Annotated in this window: 14 protein-coding genes; 9 read left to right on the top strand and 5 right to left on the bottom strand. The window is 67.5% G+C overall.

The window, feature by feature from the left end; genetic code table 11:
• Nucleotides 1–18: 18 nt before the first annotated feature.
• Nucleotides 19–285 (bottom strand): response regulator transcription factor, encoded by a 267-nt coding sequence (locus RI03_RS06755; protein ID WP_010216115.1) that lies wholly within the window; start codon nucleotides 283–285, stop codon nucleotides 19–21.
• Between the two features lie 288 nt (nucleotides 286–573).
• On the opposite strand from RI03_RS06755, the gene RI03_RS06750 reads away from it, so the two are divergent.
• Nucleotides 574–1,251, top strand: coding sequence for a FadR/GntR family transcriptional regulator (locus RI03_RS06750; protein ID WP_010163050.1), 678 nt, complete (start codon nucleotides 574–576; stop codon nucleotides 1,249–1,251).
• Nucleotides 1,252–1,281: 30 nt separating this feature from the next.
• Here the strand turns inward: RI03_RS06750 and RI03_RS06745 are convergent, their stop codons facing one another.
• Nucleotides 1,282–1,851, bottom strand: a complete 570-nt coding sequence (locus tag RI03_RS06745; protein ID WP_037514914.1) for a gluconokinase — start codon at nucleotides 1,849–1,851, stop codon at nucleotides 1,282–1,284.
• 212 nt (nucleotides 1,852–2,063) lie between these two features.
• Here RI03_RS06745 and RI03_RS06740 point away from each other — a divergent pair, with 212 nt between their 5' ends.
• The 6 genes from RI03_RS06740 to RI03_RS06715 all read left to right on the top strand — a co-directional run bounded on the left by RI03_RS06740 (nucleotide 2,064) and on the right by RI03_RS06715 (nucleotide 14,847).
• Nucleotides 2,064–5,072 carry a glycosyl hydrolase family 28-related protein gene (locus RI03_RS06740; protein ID WP_010216112.1) on the top strand — a complete coding sequence of 1,003 codons (3,009 nt, stop codon included), beginning with the start codon at nucleotides 2,064–2,066 and terminating at the stop codon, nucleotides 5,070–5,072.
• Between the two features lie 56 nt (nucleotides 5,073–5,128).
• On the top strand, nucleotides 5,129–8,170 hold the full coding sequence (locus RI03_RS06735) for a TonB-dependent receptor plug domain-containing protein (protein WP_010216110.1): 3,042 nt from the start codon (nucleotides 5,129–5,131) through the stop codon (nucleotides 8,168–8,170).
• Nucleotides 8,171–8,255: 85 nt separating this feature from the next.
• A complete protein-coding gene (locus RI03_RS06730; RefSeq protein WP_010216107.1) occupies nucleotides 8,256–11,306 on the top strand; it encodes a glycosyl hydrolase family 28-related protein in 3,051 nt (1,016 codons plus the stop codon).
• Between the two features lie 33 nt (nucleotides 11,307–11,339).
• Nucleotides 11,340–13,496, top strand: a complete 2,157-nt coding sequence (locus tag RI03_RS06725; protein ID WP_010216105.1) for a xanthine dehydrogenase family protein molybdopterin-binding subunit — start codon at nucleotides 11,340–11,342, stop codon at nucleotides 13,494–13,496.
• Nucleotides 13,497–13,583: 87 nt separating this feature from the next.
• The gene (locus RI03_RS06720) at nucleotides 13,584–13,904 is read left to right on the top strand and encodes an HNH endonuclease (protein WP_010216104.1); all 321 of its coding nucleotides are present in this window, start codon (nucleotides 13,584–13,586) and stop codon (nucleotides 13,902–13,904) included.
• A gap of 67 nt (nucleotides 13,905–13,971) precedes the next feature.
• Nucleotides 13,972–14,847, top strand: coding sequence for an SDR family oxidoreductase (locus RI03_RS06715; protein WP_010216103.1), 876 nt, complete (start codon nucleotides 13,972–13,974; stop codon nucleotides 14,845–14,847).
• Between the two features lie 38 nt (nucleotides 14,848–14,885).
• On the opposite strand, the gene RI03_RS06710 is transcribed toward RI03_RS06715, so the two are convergent.
• The gene (locus RI03_RS06710) at nucleotides 14,886–15,998 is read right to left on the bottom strand and encodes a glycoside hydrolase family 68 protein (RefSeq protein WP_010216102.1); all 1,113 of its coding nucleotides are present in this window, start codon (nucleotides 15,996–15,998) and stop codon (nucleotides 14,886–14,888) included.
• Between the two features lie 65 nt (nucleotides 15,999–16,063).
• Nucleotides 16,064–18,523 (bottom strand): TonB-dependent receptor domain-containing protein, encoded by a 2,460-nt coding sequence (locus RI03_RS06705; protein ID WP_010216101.1) that lies wholly within the window; start codon nucleotides 18,521–18,523, stop codon nucleotides 16,064–16,066.
• A 153-nt stretch (nucleotides 18,524–18,676) separates the two neighbouring features.
• Between RI03_RS06705 and RI03_RS06700 the strand changes: the two genes are divergently transcribed.
• Nucleotides 18,677–20,011 carry an MFS transporter gene (locus RI03_RS06700; RefSeq protein WP_010216100.1) on the top strand — a complete coding sequence of 445 codons (1,335 nt, stop codon included), beginning with the start codon at nucleotides 18,677–18,679 and terminating at the stop codon, nucleotides 20,009–20,011.
• Here the strand turns inward: RI03_RS06700 and RI03_RS06695 are convergent, their stop codons facing one another.
• Entirely contained in the window at nucleotides 20,012–21,019 is a 1,008-nt protein-coding gene (locus tag RI03_RS06695) for a LacI family DNA-binding transcriptional regulator (RefSeq protein ID WP_010216098.1), read from the bottom strand.
• Between the two features lie 157 nt (nucleotides 21,020–21,176).
• On the opposite strand from RI03_RS06695, the gene RI03_RS06690 reads away from it, so the two are divergent.
• Nucleotides 21,177–21,611 (top strand): pyridoxamine 5'-phosphate oxidase family protein, encoded by a 435-nt coding sequence (locus tag RI03_RS06690; protein WP_010216096.1) that lies wholly within the window; start codon nucleotides 21,177–21,179, stop codon nucleotides 21,609–21,611.
• Nucleotides 21,612–21,681: the final 70 nt, after the last annotated feature.

The following is a 21,681-nucleotide window of genomic DNA, read 5'->3' as shown; positions in this document are numbered from 1 at the left end:
ACCGGCTTTCCCATCCCATCAATGCGCAAGCATCTGCCCCTGCCACCCGAGCGACTGCGCAGTGATGGCGAGTTGCGTGCGGTTGCGGACCTTGAGCTTGCGCATCAGCGCGGTCATGTGCGCCTTGACCGTCGCCTCGGCGATCCCGAGGTCGAACGCGATCTGCTTGTTGAGCTGACCCGAGGACACGCCTTCGAGCACCTTGCGCTGGGTCGGCGTCAGCAGCGCGAGCGGCTGGTCCGGGGCGGCGTCATCAGACGGCGCATGCGATTGATCGGCTATCACGCAACCTCTCCCTGTAGCGTTGGGCGTGACGTTGCACGCACTTCGTCCGACCGGACGCGCCGGTCGCGCAAGGCCCGCTTTCGAGTCCTCACATCCATATCCTAGGCAAATTGGTTGGACAGGTTCAACCCCCCATTGTTTCCAAAGCGTCATATTCTGCGATTTGTTGCCAATTTGACGCAATGCTGTCCGACAGCTTGACCACGGGCGCGCCATCCCGGCATCTGCGTTGAACGCAACGACGCTTCGGCTACTCTGGCCGCTGCGAGGATTGCGAGGGAGAGACCGATGAGCGAGGGGCGTCTGGCCGACAGGGCCTATGCCGGCATCGTCGAGATCATCAACGCCGACGCGCTGGCGGTGGGGGACCGGCTGCCGTCCGAGGCGCGGCTCGCCGAGACCTTCGGCATGTCGCGGACGATCGTGCGCGAGGCGTTGGTTCGGCTCGCGTCGGACGGGATCACCGAGGCGCGGCGTGGCGCGGGGTCGTTCGTCAAGCGCCGCCCGTCCGACCAGTTGATCGCATTCATGCCGATGGATCATATGTCCGCGACGCTCGGCACCTATGAGGTCCGCTTCGTGCTCGAGGCGGAAGCCGCGCGGCTTGCCGCGACGCGGCGCTCGGACGAGGAGATGGCGCAGATCGAGGACGGGTTGCTCCGTCTCCGCACCGCCCTGCTGTCGAGCGCACCCGCGCATGACGAGGACATGGAATTCCACCGCCGCGTGATGCTGGCGACCGCCAACCCCGCGTTCCTGATCGCGTTCGAGGCGCTGTTCGCGGATGTCGAGCGGATCATGCGCGCGGGCGTCGACATCTCGCGCTCGCGCCCGCCCGAGGTGATCGGCGCGATGCTGCGCGAGCATGAGATGGTGGTGGAAGCGATCCGGGTGCAGGACCCGGACGGCGCCGCGCTGGCGATGCGCTGGCATCTGTCGGAGGGACGCAAGCGGCTGATGCCGTAGCGGATCGCCCGCGCGACGGGGTCGGGAACCCTACGCCTGCGTTGCGCGCAGCCGTGCCGCTTCGCGCGTCAGCCATTCGACGGCCTCGGCGCTCAGGTCCTCGGCCGGGGCGCTGGCGTCGAGGATCGTCGCGGCCTCGTCGGGCGCGGGGCGTTCGAGCGTGGCGATCTGGCTGTCGAGCAGGCTCGGCGGCATGTAATGCCCGGCACGCGCCGCCATCCGCCGCTGAAGTTCCGCACGGCTGTCGTCGAGCAGGATGAACCGCGTCGGCTGGCCGATCGCGGTGGAAAGCCGTTCGCGATAGACACGGCGCAGCGCCGAGCATGCCGCCACCGCCACGCCATCGCGGCGCACTCGCACGCCGATCGCCGTGCCGAGCCGGTCGAGCCAGGGCCAGCGATCCGCATCGTCGAGCGGATGGCCGCTGCGCATCTTCGCGACCGCCGCCGCGTCATGGAACGAATCCCCCTCGACGAAGCTGGCGTGCAACATCGGGGCGAGCATCGCCCCGAGCGTCGATTTGCCGCTGCCGCTGACGCCCATGATGATGACCGCCATCGGCGCGATCGTGCTGGTGGCGGATACCCGTTGCAAAGTCATGTCCTTGTACCGCACGGCCCCCCGCGCTCCACGATCGCGCGAGGCCGGACCATGCCGGATGGCGCTCTAGCGCAGCGCCTGCGCGGATGAAAACTACGACCTTGGTCGCGGATGGCACGCCCGAATACGCAGACTATCCAGCAGCAGTCCGGCCTTGCAGGCGCTGGGCCCGGGAGAGCGTCGACGTGATCAAGAGAAGCGCAGTCTGGCTGATGACGACGGCGGCGATGCTGTTGCCCGGCGCCGCGCAGGCCGGTCGTTCGACGCTGGCGACCGCCCCGAAGGACCCGCTGGCCATCACCGTCAAGCAGGCGGCGGACGGCAAGACCGATGCCACCGCCGCGATCCAGCACGCGATCGACGCCGCGCGCCGCGCCGATGGGCAGGGTGCGGGGATCGTGTTCCTCCCCTCGGGCCGGTATCGCGTGTCGCGCAGCATCCTCGTGCCCCCGGGCGTCCGCATCTTCGGCGTGGGGCCGACACGCCCCGTGCTGGTGCTCGCCGACGCGACGCCGGGGTTCCAGAGCGGGGTCGGCACGATGGTGATCTTCACCGGCGGCGACCAGTATAACGTCGGCAAGGTCCCCGTCCCCGTCACCACCGTCGTCCCGCCGCGCGACGACGTGCGCGACGCCAATTCGGCGACCTTCTATTCGGCGATGAGCAACGTCGACGTCGAGATCGGCGCGGGGAACCCGGCGGCGACCGCGGTGCGCTTCCACGTCGCGCAGCATGCCTTCCTCAGCCACATGGACTTCCGCCTCGGCTCCGCCTTCGCGGGCGTCTACCAGGCGGGCAACGTCATGGAGGACGTGCATTTCCACGGCGGCCGCTATGGCATCGTCACCGAGAAGACCTCGCCCGCGTGGCAGTTCACGCTGATCGATTCGAGCTTCGACGGCCAGCGCGATGCCGCGATCCGCGAGCATGAGGTCGACCTCACCCTGGTCAACGTCGCGATCCGCGACACGCCGGTCGGGATCGAGATCGACCCGGGTTACAGCGATTCGTTGTGGGGCAAGGATGTCCGGTTCGAGCGGGTGTCGCGCGCGGGCGTCGTCGTCAGCCGCGAGAACAGCGTCTTCACGCAGATCGGCTTCGACAATGCGGTCGCGACCGAGACGCCCGTGTTCGCGCAGTTCCGCGAGAGCGGCAAGACGATCGCGGGCAAGGGCCGCAGCTATCGCGTCACCGCATTCAGCCACGGCGTCGCGGTCCCCGCGCTGGGCGCGATCGGCACGGTCGCGACCGACGCGCAGATCGTACCGTTGCGCGTGCTTCCCGCCCTCGTCCCTCCAGCGATCCGCGCCTTGCCAGCGGTCAAGGACTGGACCGACGCGCGCAGCCTCGGCGTCGTCGGCGACGGCAAGACCGACGATACCGCCGCGCTTCAGCGCGCGATCGACACGCACCGCGTGGTGTATCTGCCGATCGGATTCTACCGGATCACCGCGCCGCTCAAGCTTAAGCCCGACAGTGTGCTGCTCGGGCTTCATCCGGCGCTGACGCAGCTCGTCCTGCCCGACAACAACCCCGCGCACGCCGGGCTCGGCGGCGTCGTCCCGCTGCTCGAGACGCCACGCGGCGGGAGCAACATCGTCTCCGGCATCGGGCTGTTCACCGGGCGGATCAACCCGCGTGCGTCGGCGCTGCTGTGGCGATCGGGCGCGGACTCGCTGCTCGACGACGTCAAGATCATGGGCGGCGGCGGAACCCCCACCGCCGACGGCCTCCCGCTCGGCGCGAAGAGCGCGCGCAGCGGCGACCCGGTCGCGGACAACCACTGGGACGCGCAATATCCGAGCATCTGGGTCACCGATGGCGGCGGCGGCACCTTCGCCGATGTGTGGACGCCGAATACCTTCGCGCAGGCGGGCTTCTACGTCTCCGACACGAAGACGCCGGGGCACGTTTACGAACTGTCGGCGGAGCATCACGTCCGCAACGAGATCGTCCTCGACGGGGTCGAGAATTGGGAGTTCCTCGCGCCGCAGACCGAGCAGGAAGTCGGCGAGGGGATGGACGCGGTGTCGCTCGCGATCCGCAATTCGCGCAACCTGCTGTTCGCCAATTACCACAGCTATCGCGTCACGCGGACCTTCCACCCGGCGGCGAGCGCGGTCCAGCTGACCAACAGCAGCGACATCCGCTTCCGCAACGTCCATGTGAACGCCGAGAGCGCGTTCGCAAGTTGCGAACCTGCGGGCTGCGGCACCTATGTCCGCGCGAGCAAGTTCCCGTTCGAGAATGCGATCGTCGACAAGACCCGCCACGTCGCGCTGCGCGAGCGCGAGTTCGCGCGGCTCGACTTGCCCGCGACCCCGATCGTCGCCGCGCCGACGGCATCGATCCCCGGCATCGGTCCGGTCCGCAAGCTCGAAGACGGGTTCTTCTCGATCTCGGGCGCGGCGGTCGATGCGAAGGGAGCGCTCTATTTCGTCGAACATCGCTTCCAGCGGATCCATCGCTGGACCGAGGCCAAGGGGCTCGAGACGGTGCGCGACGCAGCGCTCGACCCGGTCAACCTCGCGGTCGAGGCATCGGGCAAGCTGCTCGTCCTGTCCTCGCTCGGGGCGGAGGCGAGCGTCTATGCGTTCGACCCCGCCGCCCCCAAAGCCGCGCTGCAGGTCATCCCGGCGACGCCCGCCGCCGCGCATCCCGACGCGACCACGCTGCTACCGGTCAACTGGTGGAACAACGGCGAATTCCGCGATCAATATGATGCGAAGACCGACCATTTCACCACGCTCGGCGAAATGTTCGCGCGCGACGCCGGCACCGCGAAACCGCTCGAATATGTCTCGCCCGATGGCAGCCTCGTCCTCCCCGCGTTCCGGGTGTGGCAACAGGGCACGCCCGACCATGTCGGCTGGCGCTTCTCGGATACGCTTGATGCGTATGGCTTCGTCCGCGGCAAGACCGGGTCGCGCGTGTTCGTCAGCAACGAGTCCGAAGGGCGTACGCTCAGTGGGCTGGTCGGCGCGGGGGGCACGCTGACCGATCTCAAGATGTTCACGGAACGCGGCGGCGAAAGCGTCGCGGTCGATGGCGAGGGGCGCGTCTTCATCGCGAACGGGCAGGTCTTCGTCCATGCACCCGACGGCAGCGCGATCGGCCGGATCGACGTGCCCGAGCGGCCGCTGCAACTGATCTTCGGCGGGGCGGACGGGCGAACGCTGTTCATCCTGACGCACCATGCGCTCTATTCGGTCAGGGTATGAGCCGGCGATCGTAAAAGACTTTAAATCAACGATAAAACAAACAGGTGGGGATTATCATGGCTAGCATCATTTCAGACACCTCTCCCGTCGCACGGCGCCGCGGGATCCTGCTCGGGGCGAGCGTCGCCTCGCTGATCGCGATCGCACTTGCGGTCCCGGCGAGCGCGCAGACCGCCCCGGACGCGGGCCAGTCGGTCCCGGATCAGGCGGTCGTCCCCGCGCCCGCCCCGGTTCCCAACGCGCCCGACGCGTCGCCGGCGGACGGCGACATCGTCGTCACGGGTTCGCGCATCACCGCGAGCGGCTTCACCGCGCCGACGCCCACGACCGTGATCGGTGTCGCCGATATCGCCCGCAACGCGCAGCCCAACATCTTCACCACCATCGCGCAATTGCCCTCGCTGCAGGGGTCGAGCGGGGTCACCACCGGCACCAACAGCACCTCGAGCGGGCAGCAGGGGCTGAGCTCCTTCTCGCTGCGCGGCCTGGGCACAATCCGCACGTTGACGCTGCTCGACGGCCAGCGCGTCGTCGGGGCGAACGTGACCGGCGTGCCCGACATCAGCCTGTTCCCGCAGTTGCTGGTCAAGCGCGTCGACGTGGTGACCGGCGGCGCGTCGGCTTCCTACGGGTCGGATGCGGTCGGCGGTGTCGTCAACTTCATCACCGACAAGCGCTTCGTCGGGTTCAAGGCGAACGTCCAGGGCGGCATCACCACCTACGGCGACAACAAGCAGGGGCTGTTCCAGGCGGCGGTCGGCAAGGCGTTCTTCAACGACCGGCTCCATGTCCAGCTCAGCGGGGAATATGATCACGAGGATGGCGTCCCCGCCGGCGGGTTCGGCGAGGATCTGGCGGGGTCGCGCAACTGGTATCGCACGACCACCTTCGTCAACCGCGGCGTCACCAACGACGGATCGCCGCAATATCTCGTGCGCGATCACGCGCAGGCGTATCAATATACCAAATACGGGCTGATCAGCGCCGGACCGCTGCAGGGCACCGCGTTCGACGTCAACGGCAACCCGTTCCCGTTCCAATATGGCTCGAACGGCGTTCCCGCGAAGAATGCCGCAGGCAACGTCTCGGGCTGTTTTGCCTCGGGCGGGTTCTGCCTCGGCGGCGACCTGTCCGGCAACGTCGGGATCGGCACCACGCTCCAGTCGCGGCTGGATCGCTACAATGGCTATGGCCGTGTCGGGTTCGACATCGACGCCAACAACGAGATCTATGCGACGGTCAACATCGCGCAGGTCGACACGATGAACCAGCCCAACCCGGGCGCGACCAAGTCCGGGCTGACGCTGCAATGTTCGAACCCCTATGTCCCTGCCTCGATCCAGGCGGCGTGCGCGACCGCGGGGATCACGCAGTTCCAGTTCGGCACGAGCAACGGCGAGCTTCCGCGCAACATCACGGTCTATCCGTCGCGCAAGCAATATCGCTTCGTCGGGGGTGCCGCGGGCAAGGTGCCGGTGCTCGGGACCGACTGGTCGTATGACGTCTCCTACGAGCATGGCGAGAACATCACCGACATCAACGTCGACAACATCACGCTGACCCCGCGCTACAATGCCGCGATCCAGGCGATCCGGCTCAACGGCGAGATCGTCTGCGCGAGTGCGGCAGCGCGTGCGAGCGGGTGCGTGCCGATCAACATCATCGGCGGGGCGACGCCGAGCGCGGCCGCGCTTGCCTATATCGAACCCGAGAACGGCCCGTTCCAGCATACCCGCCAGACGCAGGACGCGTTCAACTTCAGCTTCAGCGGCTCGCCGCTGACGTTATGGGCGGGGCCGGTCTCGGTCGCGGCGGGTGCGGAATATCGCAACGAATTCTACCATGTCGTCGGCGATCCCTACGGCAATGGCGTGTCGAGCGAGAGCCCGAATTCCGCTGCCTACCCGGCCGACCCGCTGCTCTCGACCAATGGCGCGAACTGGTATGCGGGCAATTACCACAATGGCCGCGGCAGCTATCACGTCGCGGAAGGGTTCCTCGAAGTGAACCTGCCGTTCGTCAATTCGGAACAGCTGGGGAAAGCCAACCTCAACGTCGCGGGCCGCGTGACCAATTACAGCACGTCGGGCACGGTCTATACCTGGAAGATCGGCGGCACCTGGGACACGCCGATCGACGGCATCCGGCTGCGCGCGGTCACCTCGCGCGACGTCCGCGCGCCCAACCTGTCCGAGCTGTTCGCCGCGCCGATCACCACGACCGTCCCCAACTTCACCAACCCGTTCAACGGCAGCGCGCTGACCATCCTGCAGAATGCGATCGGCAACACCGCGCTCAAGCCCGAGATCGCGCGCAATACAACCGCGGGGATCGTGCTGACGCGGACGTCGCTGCTCCCCGGGTTCAGCGCCTCGTTCGATTACTACCGGATCAAGCTCAACGGAGTCATCTCGACGCTCAACGCGCAGCAGGAGGTCAATCTCTGCTTCAACGGCGTCACCACGCTGTGCAGTGCGTTCGATCTGGCCCCCGCGACCGGCACGCCGTTCGTCAATCTCCAGGCGTTCAACCTCGCGTCGATCTTCACCGACGGGTTCGATATCGAGGCAAGCTACCAGACCTCGCTCGACAAGGTCGGGCTGCCCGGGCGGATCGCGATCCGCGGGCTGGCGACCAACGTGAAGAACTTCATCACCGATCCGGGCGTTCCCGGCACGATCCCGACGCAGGGCGCGGGCGTCAATGCCGGCAACACGCCGTCGTGGAAGCTCCTCGCGACGCAGACATGGAGCAGCGACCGGGTGAGCTTCAACGTGCAAGAGCGCTGGTTCAGTGACGGTGTGTACAGCAACGAATATGTCGTGTGCAGCGTGGGCACCTGCCCGACCGGGCGCACCCCGCTGCAGAACACGCAGCGGCCGACGATCGACAACAACACGATGCCGGGTGCCTTCTATCTCGACATCGGCGGGTCGTTCAACGTCACCAAGAAGCTCAACGCCTATTTCAAGATCGACAATCTGCTCAACAGCGATCCGGAACCATCGCCGCAGACCAACACCGGAATCGACGTCAACCAGGGATTGTACGATACGCTTGGCCGGATGTTCCGGATCGGAATGCGCTACAATTTCTGACCTTACCCTCCCCCCGCCGCGACCGGTGGTCGCCGCAACCCCTCGTCCCGGCCGGTGGTCGGGACGTTTTGTTGAAGGACCTATCATGGCCGCCAGGCCGCTCCCGTTCCGTCTGACGCTGCTGGCGAGCCTGTGCGGGGCGGCGGCACCCGCGTTCGCCTCGACGTCTTACTATCGGACCGCGCCGCAGGACCCCCGCGCGGTTACCGTCGCGGGCGTGCGCGACGGGCGTGCGGACGATACGGCGGCGCTGCAGGGCGCGATCGATGCGGCGGCGGCGAAGGGTGGCGGCGGGATCGTGTTCGTGCCGTCGGGGCGCTACCGGATCAGCCGGACGATCTTCCTCTGGCCCGGGGTGCGCGTGTTCGGGGTGGGCGCGACTCGCCCCGTGATCGTGCTCGGCGATGCGACCCCCGGCTTCCAGCAGGGGCTCGCCAACATGGTGATCTTCGCCGGCGCGAAACCCGGCGCGGTCGATACGGCTGCCGCTTATCGCACGCCCTTCCCGCCACCCGGCAGCGTGCCGTTCAATCCCGCGATCGCGGATGCCAATCCCGGCACCTTCTATCCCGCGCTGTCGAACGTGGATTTCGTGATCGGCAAGGGCAACCCGGCCGCCACCGCGATCCGCTTCCACGCCGCGCAACATTCCTATCTCGCGCATATCGACTTCCAGATCGGGTCGGGGCTCGCCGGACTGTATCAGGTCGCCAACCAGGCGCAGGACCTGCACTTCCACGGCGGCCGCTATGGCATCCTGACCGAAAAACCCTCCCCCGCCTGGCAGTTCACGCTGCTCGATTCGAGCTTCGACGGGCAACGCGAGGCGGGAATCCGCGAGCATGAGGCGAACCTCACGCTGGTCAACGTCGCGTTCCGCGACATGCCGACCGCGATCGATATCGACCGGGGCTATGGCGACTGGCTGTGGGGCAAGGACGTCCGGTTCGATCTCATCACCAAGGCCGCGGTCGTCATCAGCAACGAGAACACCGTCTTCACGCAGATCGGCTTCGAGAACGCGCTGGCGCGCGCGACGCCGGTGTTCGCGCGGTTCCGCGACAGCGGGCGGACGGTCGGCGGCGCGGGCAGCAGCTACCGCGTCGCGTCCTTCGGCTATGGCCTGATGGTTCCCGGGCTGGGAACGACCGGCACCTACCAGACGGTGATGAAGGCCGCGCCGATCCCCCGGCTTCCAGCGCCCGCGCCGCTTGCAATCCGCGCGCTGCCCCCGACGACGACGTGGACCAACGTCCGCACGCTCGGCGCGAAGGGCGACGACCACACCGACGACACCGCTGCGATCCAGCACGCGATCGACACGCACCGCACCGTCTATTTCCCTGCCGGCCGCTATGTCGTCACCGATACGCTCAAGCTCCGGCCCGACAGCGTGCTGGTCGCGCTCCACCCGAGCCTGACGCAGCTGATCCTCCCCGACGGCACGCCCGCCTTCCAGGGGGTCGGCAGCGCCAAACCGCTGATCGAGAGCGCGCACGGCGGGACTGCGATCGTCTCCGGGCTCGGGCTGTTCACCGGCGGGATCAACCCGCGTGCGACCGCGCTGCTGTGGATGGCGGGCGCGCAGTCGCTGGTCGAGGACGTCAAGTTCCAGGGCGGTCACGGCACCGATCTCGCCGATGGATCGCGGTTCGATCCGTATAATGCCAACCACAGCGGCGACGCCGAACCCGCCAAACGCTGGGACGCGCAATATCCGAGCCTGTGGGTGACGCGCGGCGGCGGCGGGACCTTCGCCAACCTGTGGACCCCGGATACCTATGCCTCGGCGGGGATGCTGGTGTCCGACACGACGACGCCCGGTCACGTCTATCAGATGTCGAGCGAGCACCACGCGCGCAGCGAGTTCGTGCTCGACCACGTCGCCAACTGGGAATTCCTCGCGCCGCAGACCGAGGAGGAAGCCGGCGAGAGCCAGGACGCGACCTCGTTCGAGATCCGCGATTCGCGCGATATCCTGATCGCCAACTATCACGCGTACCGCGTTACCCGCTCGATCAAGCCGGCGCCGACGGCGGTGCGGCTGTACGGGACGAACGCCGTCCGGTTCCGCAACGTCCACGTCAACGCCGAGAGCGGGCTTGGCACCTGCGACGAGCAAGGCTGTGCAACCTATTTACGCGTCAGCAAATTTCCGTACGAGAACGCGATCCAGGACATGGCCTCGGGCAAGGAGGTGCGCGAACGCGAATTCGCCGCGCTCGACCTGTCCGGGGCGGCAGCTTCCGTTGCGCAAGCGCCGTCGCTCGGCACCGCCGAGCGGATCGCGGACGGCTTCTACTCGGCTTCGGGTGGGGCGATCGGGCAGGACGGGTCGCTGTATTTCGTCGACCGGCATGCGCAGCGGATCCATCGCTGGGCGCCCGATACCGGGCTGTCGATCGTCAGCGACACGCCGCTCGACGCGGTCAATCTCGCGGTCCAGCAGTCCGGCGACCTGCTCGTCCTGTCGTCGGATGGGCGCAACGGGACGGTCTACAGTCTGAACCCGCGCACCCGCGACGGCGCGATCGTGACGATCGCTCCAACGCCTGCGAGCGATCATCCCACCGCGGCGACAGTTCTGCCCGTAAACACCTGGGTCAATGGCGAATTCAAGGATCAGCTGGACCTCAGGAGCTACACCTACCCGACCCTCGCCGAGATGTACGCGCGTGACATGGCGCTCGCCAAGCCGCAGCAGTATGTCTCGCCCGATGGCAGCATTGCCCTGCCCGCCTATCGCACCTTCCAGCAGGGTCCGTCGTCCTTCCGCGGCTGGCGCTTTTCGGACACGCTCGATGCGCATGGCTTCACCGTAGCGCGACCGGGCGAACCGGTGTTCGTCACCAACGGGTCCGAGAACAGGACCTATCGCGGACGGCTCGCGGCCCAAGGCGCAGTGGTCGACCTCAAACCGTTTGCGAACCGTGGCGGCGAAAGCGTCGCGGTCGATGCGCAGGGCCGCGTCTATGTCGCGAACGGACAAGTGTTCGTCTACGCCGCGGACGGCAGTGCGCTGGGCCGGATCGACATACCCACGCGCCCGCTGCAACTGCTGATCGGCGGCGCGGACGGGCGGACGCTGTTCGTCCTGACGCATCATGCGGTGTACCGCGTGGCGCTTGCGGGATAGCGGAACTCCGCCGCGTTCGCGCGTTGATATCAAATGGAAATCAACGCCCCGCAATCCACTGACCGCGCGACCCTCGGCAAACCGCATGCCCGCATCGACGGACCCGCCAAGGTCTGCGGCACCGCCGAGTTCCCGGGCGACGTCCACCCCGAGCATATGGCGTATGGCGTGCTCGTCACCAGCCCGATGGCGCGGGGCCGGATCGTGCGGATGGACACGACGGCGGCGTTGCAGGGCGCAGGCGTGCTCGACATCCTGACGTGGCGCAACGTCGGCAATGCGGTAGCGCCGATCGGGCACATGATGGCGGACGGCTGGGCCAACAGCACGCTGCGCCCGCTGGCCTCGCCTGAAATCCATTATGCCGGCCAGATCGTTGCAGTCGTCATCGCCGAGACGTTGGAACAAGCGCAGGCGGCGGCCCACGCGATCCGCACCGGCTACGAAGCCGCGCCGCATGTCGGTGAACGCGGCGATCCGGGCGCGAACGCCGTCCCGCTCGCGACGCTGCGCGAGGGCTTCGAGGACCCGCACGTCGGCGATTTCGCCGCCGCCTACGCCACGGCGGCAACGACGGTCGACGCGCGCTACTCTACGCCGATCCAGCATCACAATGCGATCGAACTGCCGACCACGACCAGCGTCTGGGATGGCGACACGCTGACCGTCTACGAACCCACCCGCTTCGTGGGCGCGGCGCGCAACGGGCTGGCGGCGCAGCTCGGGATCGACCCCGCCAAGGTCCGGGTCGTCGCGCATTTCATCGGCGGGCACTTCGGGTCCAAGCTCGCGCTGTCGCAACATACGGTATTGGGGGCGATCGCCGCGCGCCGTCTCCAGCGGCCCGTCCAGATCGTGGTCAGCCGCGCCGACGGCTTCACCATCGCCAACCATCGTACCGAGACGCAGCATGCGATCCGGCTGGGGGCGGATGCGGACGGCCGCTTCGTCGCGCTGTCGCACACCGCGGAGGTGGCGACCTCGCGGTTCGACACGTTCGCGATGGAGGGCACCGACGTCACCACCGCGCTCTACGCCTGCCCCAATATCGCGAGCGCGGAACGCGTCGCGCGGGTCGACCGCAACACGCCGGGGCCGATGCGCGCTCCGCCTGAGGTGCCGTATCTGTTCGCGCTCGAAAGCGCGGTCGACGAACTTGCGCATGCGCTGCGGATCGATCCCGTCGAGCTTCGCCGCCGCAACGATACCTTGAAAAATCCGGTGACGGGAGATCCCTTCACGACGCGCCCCCTGATGCGCTGCTTCGATGCCGGCGCCGCCGCGTTCGGCTGGGCCGCACGATCCGCCGAGCCGGGGGCAACCCGCGACGGCGCGTGGCTGGTCGGCCACGGCTGCGCCGCCGCCGCGCGCCCGGTCAAGATCGGCGCCGCGATCGTCCGCGTGACGCAAACCGCCGACGGCGCGGTCCACGTCGAAACCGCGCATCACGAAATCGGCAACGGCCTCTATACGCTGCTCGCGATGACCGCGTCGGAGCGGCTGAACGTGCCGGTTGGCAAGGTGCGGGTCGACTTGGGCGACACCGCCCTGCCCGCCGCGGGCATCTCGGGCGGATCGGCGACGAGCACGACGCTGGTCAACGCGCTGGCCGAAGCCTGTCGGCAGTTGCTGGCGCAGCCGGCGGGCGCGGACCGGTCGGTGGAAGTCGCCTTCACCCCGCCGGGGTCGGAGCCGTCGACGATCGACAACCTGCGCAAGGGCCATCTCAAGCTCGCCAGCACCCCCAAGGACAAGCTTGCCTGGACCTTCGGCGCGCATTTCGTCGAAATCGGGGTCCATGCCGATACCCGCGAGGTGCGAATCCGCCGGCATGTCGGGGCCTTCGCCGCGGGCCGAATCCTCAACCCGCTGACCGCGCGGAGCCAGTTGCTCGGCGGGATGATCTGGGGCCAGAGCGCGGCGCTGCTCGAGGAGACGATCGTCGACCCACGGACCGGCGCGTATCTCAATCGCGACCTTGCCGAATATCTCGTGCCGACCGCCGCCGACGTCGGCGCAATGACCGCGATCCTGCTCGAGGACGACGATCCCGCGGTCAACCCCGAGGGGGTGAAGGGGCTCGGCGAAATCGGGATCATCGGGGTCAACGCCGCGGTCGCCAACGCCGTCTTCAACGCTACGGGCCGCCGTGTGCGAAACCTGCCGATAAGACTCGAAACGCTAGCCTGAACAGTCGGTTATGGCGCATCCTCAACGCCCCTTGGCAGCGCGCGCGGGGGTTACCATGTTGGGAAAATGGGCGGACGGGTGAAGCGGATGGAAGGACTGCGGCAGGCGGACGCGCGCGCGCTCCTACCTTCCGAGGCCGAACGTTGCGGGCTATGCGCACGACCGCTCGGTCGGAAGGTCGAGTGGCACCACCGCATCCCCAAGAGTCGTGGCGGGACCGAGGTGTTGCCGGTGCACCCGATCTGCCACCGCACCATCCACGCCTGCGTCTCCAACCACGATCTCGCGACAGGCCTTGCGGAGCTCGACGCGTTGCGGGTCCAGCCCGACATCGCGCGCTTCCTGCGCTGGATCGCGGACAAACCCGCCGATTTTCACGCCCCCACCCGCCGCCGCGCGCCGGACTGAGCGGAATCGCGGGCACTTAACCGGGTCACGACCGTTCGGTCAGCGACATCGCAGGAAAGAGAACCGCATGACCGACAACCCCCGCACCAGCCAGCCCACCAGCTTCCCCGGCGAACCGCAGCAGCAGGGCCCCGGCCTGACCACCGACATGAAGACCAAGCCCGACCATGGCGAACAGAGCTATGTCGGCAAGGGCCTGCTCGCGGGCAAGGTCGCGCTCATCACCGGCGGCGATTCCGGGATCGGCAAGGCGATTGCGATCGCCTATGCCCGCGAAGGCGCGGACGTCGCGATCTCCTATCTCGAGGTCGAGCAGGACGATGCCGAGGACACGCGCACCTGGGTCGAGCAGGCGGGGCGGCGCTGCCTGCTGTTGCCGGGCGACCTTCGGGATCGCGCGCATTGCGCGACGCTGGTCGAGCGCACCGTCGCCGAACTGGGCGCGCTGGACGTGCTGGTCAACAATGCGGCCCAGCAGACCATCAACGAGGACATCGCTAGCATCGACGACGACGAGATGCAGTCCGCCTTCTCGGCCAACGTCTTTGCGATGATCCGCCTCGCAAAGGCCGCCGCGCCGCACATGAAGCCTGGGTCCGCGATCGTGAACACCACCAGCGAGCAGGCCAAGGTCGCGACCAAGAGCATGATCGTCTACGCCGCCACCAAGGGCGCGGTTTCGAGCCTGACGGTCGGGCTGTCCAACCTGCTGTCGGCCAAGGGGATCCGCGTCAATGCGGTCGCGCCCGGTCCGGTGTGGACGCCGATCCAGCCGATCGCCAAGTCTCCGCAGGAACTCGAGGAACTCGGGCAGGACACCCCGCTCGGCCGCGCGGGCCAGCCCGCCGAGCTTGCCCCCGCCTATGTCCTGCTCGCCTCCGCCGAGGGCAGTTACATGACGGGCGCGGTGATCGCGGTCACCGGGGGCGTGCCGATCAACTGATCGTACGGGGCAGCGGCACGGCCCGGCCGTTCGCTGCCTCAGGCCACCGCCGCGCGGTCGCCGTTCAGCACGATCCGGAACGGCGTCGCGGGCGTGCCGCCAAAATGCGCGCGCGCTTCGGCGGCATCCACCGGGTTCGCGGCGAGCCCGGGCCGGTCGACGAAGCTCAACACGCTGAGGTCGGCGAGCACCAGCCAGCTATACGCCTGAAGCGGCGCGGCGGGCGGGTTGCCGCAGACGAGACCGCTCCCGTTAAGCGGCGTCCATGGCCCTTCGATCCGGTCGGCGACCATTCCGTACAGGCCGGTCGGTCCCGACGGTCCCTCCGGCGCGAAGACCTTCCGCTGGGTCGCCCAGAAGCAATAATAGCGCCCGTCGTGGTGGACGATATGCGGGCGCTCGAGCTCGTTATTGACCCCGTCCGCCGTGATCAGCGGCGACTGCAGCGCCCAGCCCCCGAGCACGCGCCGCGCCAGCCCGACCGCGCCGTTATAGGGCGACGTCGATTGCGCAAGCGAGGCAGCGAAGACGAGATATTCGGCCCCATCCGCCGGATCGCGGAACCACGCCGGATCGCGAAACGCCTTGATCGTGCCGATCGCGCCGCCCCCGGCCATGTCGCGCGTGTAGATCTCGCCGTCGGCGACGACCGACTCGATGGGGGTCGTCCAGTCCGTCAGCCGGGGCACGCCTGCCTCGACCGACAGCGTGGCGGTGGTTTCGAACAGGCGCTGGTCGAAGCTCGGCTTGGCCTCGCCGCGATGCCCGGCGGCGGTGAAGTAGAGCGTCACGCGGTCATGCCCGGGTGTCACGATGGCGGATCCCGACCATTCACGGCTCCCCGGGGCAAGCCCGTCGGGCAACATGGTGCCAAGGTCGCACCAGCCGTTCGGCGTCTCGTGCATCAACCGGATGCGGGCAAGCGCGTGGCGGGATTCGGGGTCGGGCATGACCGGGGCGGACAGCAGCATCTGGAGCATGCCGCCGGCAATCGTCGCGGTCCGCCCGTCGCGTTCCTGGACCGGCCAGTAATCCCACAGGTCCTGCCCCGGGAGGACCGGCGGCATGCTGTGCGCGGCGATCCGCGGCACCTCGGGGATCGGCCGATCCGCGATCGCGGCGACCGCGTCGCGGGACCAGAGACTTGTCATAGCGGGCTACTCACTGGATCAGGCGTCAAGATGCCCCGGGCGGGATGGCGCCCGGGGCGGTCGGTTCAGAAGTCGAGCTTGAGCGCGGCCGAGATGGTGCGGCCGTTGATCGAGCGCGCGCGCACGATGCCGTTGGTGGGGATCGATGCCTCCTCCGCTTCGGTGAAGCCCTTGGTGTTGAACAGGTTGTTCGCGTTGATCGAGACCTGCACCCGCTCCACCGGACGCACGCTCAGGAACGCGTTGACCTGCGTGAAACCGGGCAGCTTCAGCTGGTTGGTGTCCTGCGTGTAGCTCGACGTCGTGCCGATCGCGCTCGCGCCGAGCGTGAACAGCCCGGTCGTATATTGCGGCGTCACCTTGTAGACGAACTCGGCCTGGCGACGCGGGCGGTTGCCGATCACCGCGGGGGTGACGTTGTCGCTGATGATCTTGGCCTTGGTATAGGTCCCGCTGGCGGCGAGGCTGAACCCGTCGATCCGGTAATTGCCCTCGAGCTCGACGCCGTAAGCGCGGTAGGTCCGGTCGAAGAACCGCTGGCTCGTCGCTTCGAAATTCTGCTCGGCGGTCTTCGCCCAGAAGCCCGTGCCATACAGGTTGAGCCCGGCATGGCTGTACTTCACCCCCGCCTCGGCCTGGCGGACGAAATCGACCGGGCGCGCGCCGGGCTGGAGTTGTCCCGAGGTCGCGCTGACATTGTTTGCGTTGAACAGGAAGCGATCGGCATTGGTGCGACCGCCGCGGCTGTAGCGCGCGAAGACCGAGAGGTCGCTCGCCAGCCGATAGTTCGCGCCGAACGAATAGGACGCATAGTGGAAGTTGTAGTTGACCGGCTGCGGGCTGTTGAGCGGCAGGATGGTGGTCTGCGTCTCGGGATAGGAGATCGTCCCGTTGCCGTCGACGTCGAAGCTCGTCACCGGGCCATCGCCGATGACGAAGCCGCGGGCGCTCCCCGTGTCATAGCGCACGCTGGCATCGACGTTGAAGCCGCTGCCAGTGTAGCCGATCGACGCGAACGGCGCGTTGGTGTCGTAGTCGACGTTGTAGCTGCGACGGCAGCAATTGCCGAAGAAGGACGCGCCATACGCGACCAGCCCGTTGTCGGTCCGCGACAGGCCGGTGGCCGTCCGGACGTTGAGCAGCGCGGCATTGTCGCCCTTCGCGTCGAGCAGGTAGGACGACCACGTCCAGTCGACGTTGATCGTCTGGCGCGACTTGTAGAAGCCGGCCGAGAAGTCGACCGTCCCGTCCCCGGCATTGAACCGCCGGTTGACTCGCAGATCGTTGGTGATGTTGTTGAGGCTGTTCAGCTTCGTATTGAACAGCACGACACCGATCGCGTTCGACGTCGTCGGGTTGGCATAGGCCTGCCCGGCATTCGGGCCGTTGGCATAGCTCAGGATCGCCCCCGGGCCACCGATCGCATTGGCAAGGTTCTGCGCGGTGTCGACACTTGCCGGGAAGGGCGAGATGAAGCGCCCCGAAATGTCCGAATAGCGGAACTTGTCGCTGACCTTCCACCCGTCGGCGACCTCGAATTCGGTTTCGAAGCCAATCGCCTTGACGACCGGGTGCATCCCGTCGCGAATGTCGTCGACCTCGCGGTTGTTCGCCCCGTCGAGGGTGACCGCGCGCGTGAAATAGATGCTGTGGATCGTGTCGGTATTGGCGCTGAGCCCGGGCAGCGAGCGGTAGGTCGGGTTGCTGTCGCTTCCGGTCACGCGGACCGGGCTCGGCAGATAGGCGATCGCGCGATCGTCGAGATATTTGACGTTGAGGCGGAAGAAGCCCCGGTCGAAGGTCTTGGTGATGTTGCCGCGGATCTGTCCGCCCTTGTTGCCGTCATAGCCCGCACGCCGCGGCCCCTCGCCGACGCGGTAGAACCCGCCGACGTTGAAGCGCAGCGTATCGCTGAGCTTGCCGCCGTAATCGGCGTCGAGGCGATATTCGCCGTAGTCGAGCCCGACGGTGCCCTGGATCGAGCCGCCCTCCTGCTCGCCCGTCTTGGAGATCAGGTTGATTACGCCACCCGGCGAGTTGGAGGCGAAGGTCGAGGCGGAACCGCCGCGCACCGCCTCGATCCGCGCGACATTGAAGTCGGCGCGCAGGAAGATGTCGGCATTGGCGAAGGCGATGTCGCCATATTCTAGGATCGGCAGCCCGTCTTCCTGGAGCTGCAGGAACTTGGCGCCACCCGAGGCGACCGGCAGGCCGCGCACCGCGATATTGGCATTGCCCTCGCCGCCCGAGGATTCGGACCGGATGCCCGGCAGGCTGCGGAACAGCTCGGCGGTCGAGCGCGGGGCGGCGTTGACGATCGCATCGCTGTTGAGCGAGCTTACCGAAACCGAACTGTCGAGGCGGTTCTGCCCGCGCGCGACCGCGGTGACGATGATGTCGTCACTCGCCGGTGGCTCGGCGGCGGGGTCCGGCGCAGCCGCCGGGGCCGGGGTCTGCTGTGCGAAAACCGGCGTGGCGGCCAGCAGCGCGGTCGTCGCGAGAAAAAGGGTGCGCCCTTTCAACATATCACTCTCCTGGAAACAACATGGCCGTTTATCGGCTCGATCCGGTCCTAATCGATTCGTGCAAACGTTTGCAAGACGAAAATTGCAATCGTTTGCGGGATCGCTTATGCGCCGTTGCAGGGTGGCAACAGTCCGCCGTTTCGGGAGAGAGACGTGACCAGCGTATCGGTCGGCAAGATCCATCTGCCGTTCGCGCAGATCCTGCAGATGAACCTCGGGTTCCTCGGCCTGCAGTTCAGCTTCGGGCTGCAGCAAAGCAACATGGGGCCGATCTACAGCTATCTCGGCGCGGACGAGGGCAGCATGCCGCTGCTGTGGCTCGCCGGTCCGATGACCGGACTGGTCATCCAGCCATTGATTGGATCGATGAGCGACCGGACGCGGACCCGCCTCGGGCGCCGCACCCCCTATTTCCTCGTCGGCGCGATCCTGTGCAGCCTGTGCCTGTTCGCGATGCCGTACAGCCGGACGCTGTGGATGGCGGCGAGCCTGTTGTGGGTGCTCGACGCCGCGAACAACGTCACGATGGAGCCGTACCGCGCCTATGTCAGCGACCGGCTGGATGCGGCGCAGCGGCCGCTCGGTTTCCTCACGCAGAGCGCGTTCACCGGCCTCGCGCAGACGCTTTCCTATCTTGCCCCCTCGCTGCTGGTCTGGTGGGGCCTCAACAAGGACACGCTCGACAGCAACGGCATCCCCGAAATCACGCGGATCAGCTTCCTGATCGGCGCGGTGCTGTCGATCACGACGATCCTGTGGTCGGTCTGGCGCGTCCCCGAGCTGCCGCTGACGCCGGAGGAGGACGCCGCGATCACCGCCGATCCGCTGTCGTTGCGCTCGACCGTCACCGGCCTTGTCGACGCAATCCGCGACATGCCCCCGACGATGCGCCAGCTTGCGGTGGCGATGCTGTTCCAGTGGTTCGGCATGTTCTGCTACTGGCAATATGTCGTGCTCGCGCTCGCCCGCGGCGTGTTCCACACCAGCGATCCCGGGAGCGTCGGGTTTCGCGACGCGGGGCTGCTCAACGGCCAGCTCGGGGCGTTCTACAATCTCGTCGCCTTCGTCTCGGCCTTCGCGATGGTGCCCTTCGCGCGGCGGTTCGGCGCACGGCCGATCCATGCGGTCGCGATGGTGCTGTCGGGCGCGGCGATGCTGACGATCGCCTCGACCGGGTCGATCCCGCTGCTGGTGGTCGCGATGGTCGGGATCGGGATCGGCTGGGGCAGCCTGATGGGCAACCCGTATCTGATGCTCGCCAACGCGATCCCGCCCGAGCGGACCGGCGTCTACATGGGCATCTTCAACATGTTCATCGTCATCCCGATGATGGTCGAGATTTTGTTCGTATGGCTCGCCTATCGTCCGCTGCTGGGCGGCGATCCGCGCCACGTGCTGCTGCTCGGCGGGGGGATGATGCTGGCCGCGGCGGTGGCGACCTGGTTCGTCCGCGCGCCGCAGCCACAGCCGCAGCTCGCCGTGGCCTGATCAGGCGGACGCGCGCAGGATCAGCTCGGGCGCCATCTCGACCGATCGGACGTCCTCGCCCTCCATCCGGCGGAACAGCAGGTCGACCATCACCGCGGCCCCGCGCGCGACATCCTGCCGGACCGTCGTCAGCGGCGGGTTGGTGTGCATCGCGATCACCACGTCGTCATAGCCGACGACGCTCACGTCCTGCGGGACGCGCTTGCCATGCGCGGACAGCGCCCGCAGCGCGCTCATCGCGATCACGTCGGACGCCGCGACGATCCCGTCGGGCGACGAATGCCCCGCAAGATACGCCTCGATCGCGGCATAGGACGCCTCGCTCGTCAGATGCACCGGCAGCAACGTCGCCTGCCCGCTCCCCGATGCGGCGAGCGCCTGCTGGAAGCCGGCATAGCGCGCGGCAAATTCCGGCACCTCGGTATTGCCGAAGAACGCCAGCCGCCGCCGCCCCTGCGCCAGCAGATGTTCCGCCGCGATCCGCCCGCCCGCGACATTATCGCTGCCGACCGTCACCTGCGTCTTGTCGGGCATGATCGCGCCCCACACGACGATCCGGCGATAGCGTTCGGCGACGCGTTCGATCGCATCGATCTGGTTCGACTGGCCGACCACGATGACGCCATCGACTCGCCCGGCATCGACGATCGCGTCGAGCCAGCGATCGTCCTTCGGGATGATCCGCGACAGCAGCAAGTCATGCCCGCGATCCGCGATCGCATCGGCGAGCGGTCCCAGCAGGCTCATGAAGAACGGATCGGACAAATGTTGCTCGGTCTCGTGCCCGAGCGGCAGCACGACACCGATCGCGCCGGTCCGCTTGAGCCGGAGATTGCGCGCGGCCTGGTTGACCTTGAAGCCGTGTTCGGTCGCGAGCGAGACGATCCGGTCGCGCGTCGCCTTCGCGATGACCGCGTTTCCCGCGAGCGAGCGGGAGACCGTCGCAACCGAGACTCCCGCCAGTTCGGCGAGTTCGGCCAGGGTCGAAATAGTCGGTGTACCGGACATCACCGTTCTTTGGCGTCTCCCGCGCGAATCGCCAACCGTTGTGTTGGAGCATCCGCCCGCGCCGGCGGGAGCGCCCGGTGGATTTGAGCGGGTCTATCCCGGCCTTTGCGGCGTTGTCCGTCCGGGCGGCATGCTCCGACAGTTGAGGAAAGACCTGATGACCGAGATGACCCTGCACGATCTCGCCAAGGCGATGGGCAAGATCGACTTCGCGATGCTCACGACCCGGACCGAAGGCGGCCAGCTCGCGACCCGCCCGATGAGCAACAACGGCGAAGTCGAATGGCAGGGAGACAGCTTCTACTTCAGCTACGATGATGCGCGCACCGTCTCCGACATTTCGAGCGATCCGCACGTCGCCTTGTCGTTCCAGGGCAGCGCCGGGCTGCTCGGCAAACCGCCGCTGTTCGTCGCGGTCGAGGGCGCGGGCCAGATCGTCCGCGACAAGCAGGCGTTTGCCGAGCGCTGGACGTCCGATCTCGACCGCTGGTTTCCGCAAGGCATCGACACCCCCGGTCTCGTGATGATCCACGTGCGCGCGGTGCGGGTGCATTATTGGGATGGAACGGACGAGGGCGAAGTCACGGTCTGACCAGGCGCGCGCACCGGGCGCGCGGGGCGGCGGCGGAATTATTCGGTTCCGCGGGCGTTTCACCGGAACG

The sequence above is a fragment of the Sphingomonas sp. PAMC 26621 genome (assembly GCF_000251145.1).
GTDB lineage: Bacteria > Pseudomonadota > Alphaproteobacteria > Sphingomonadales > Sphingomonadaceae > Sphingomonas.
The sequence above is the reverse complement of the archived record's forward strand: the minus strand, read 5'-3'. Positions and strand labels throughout refer to the sequence as shown.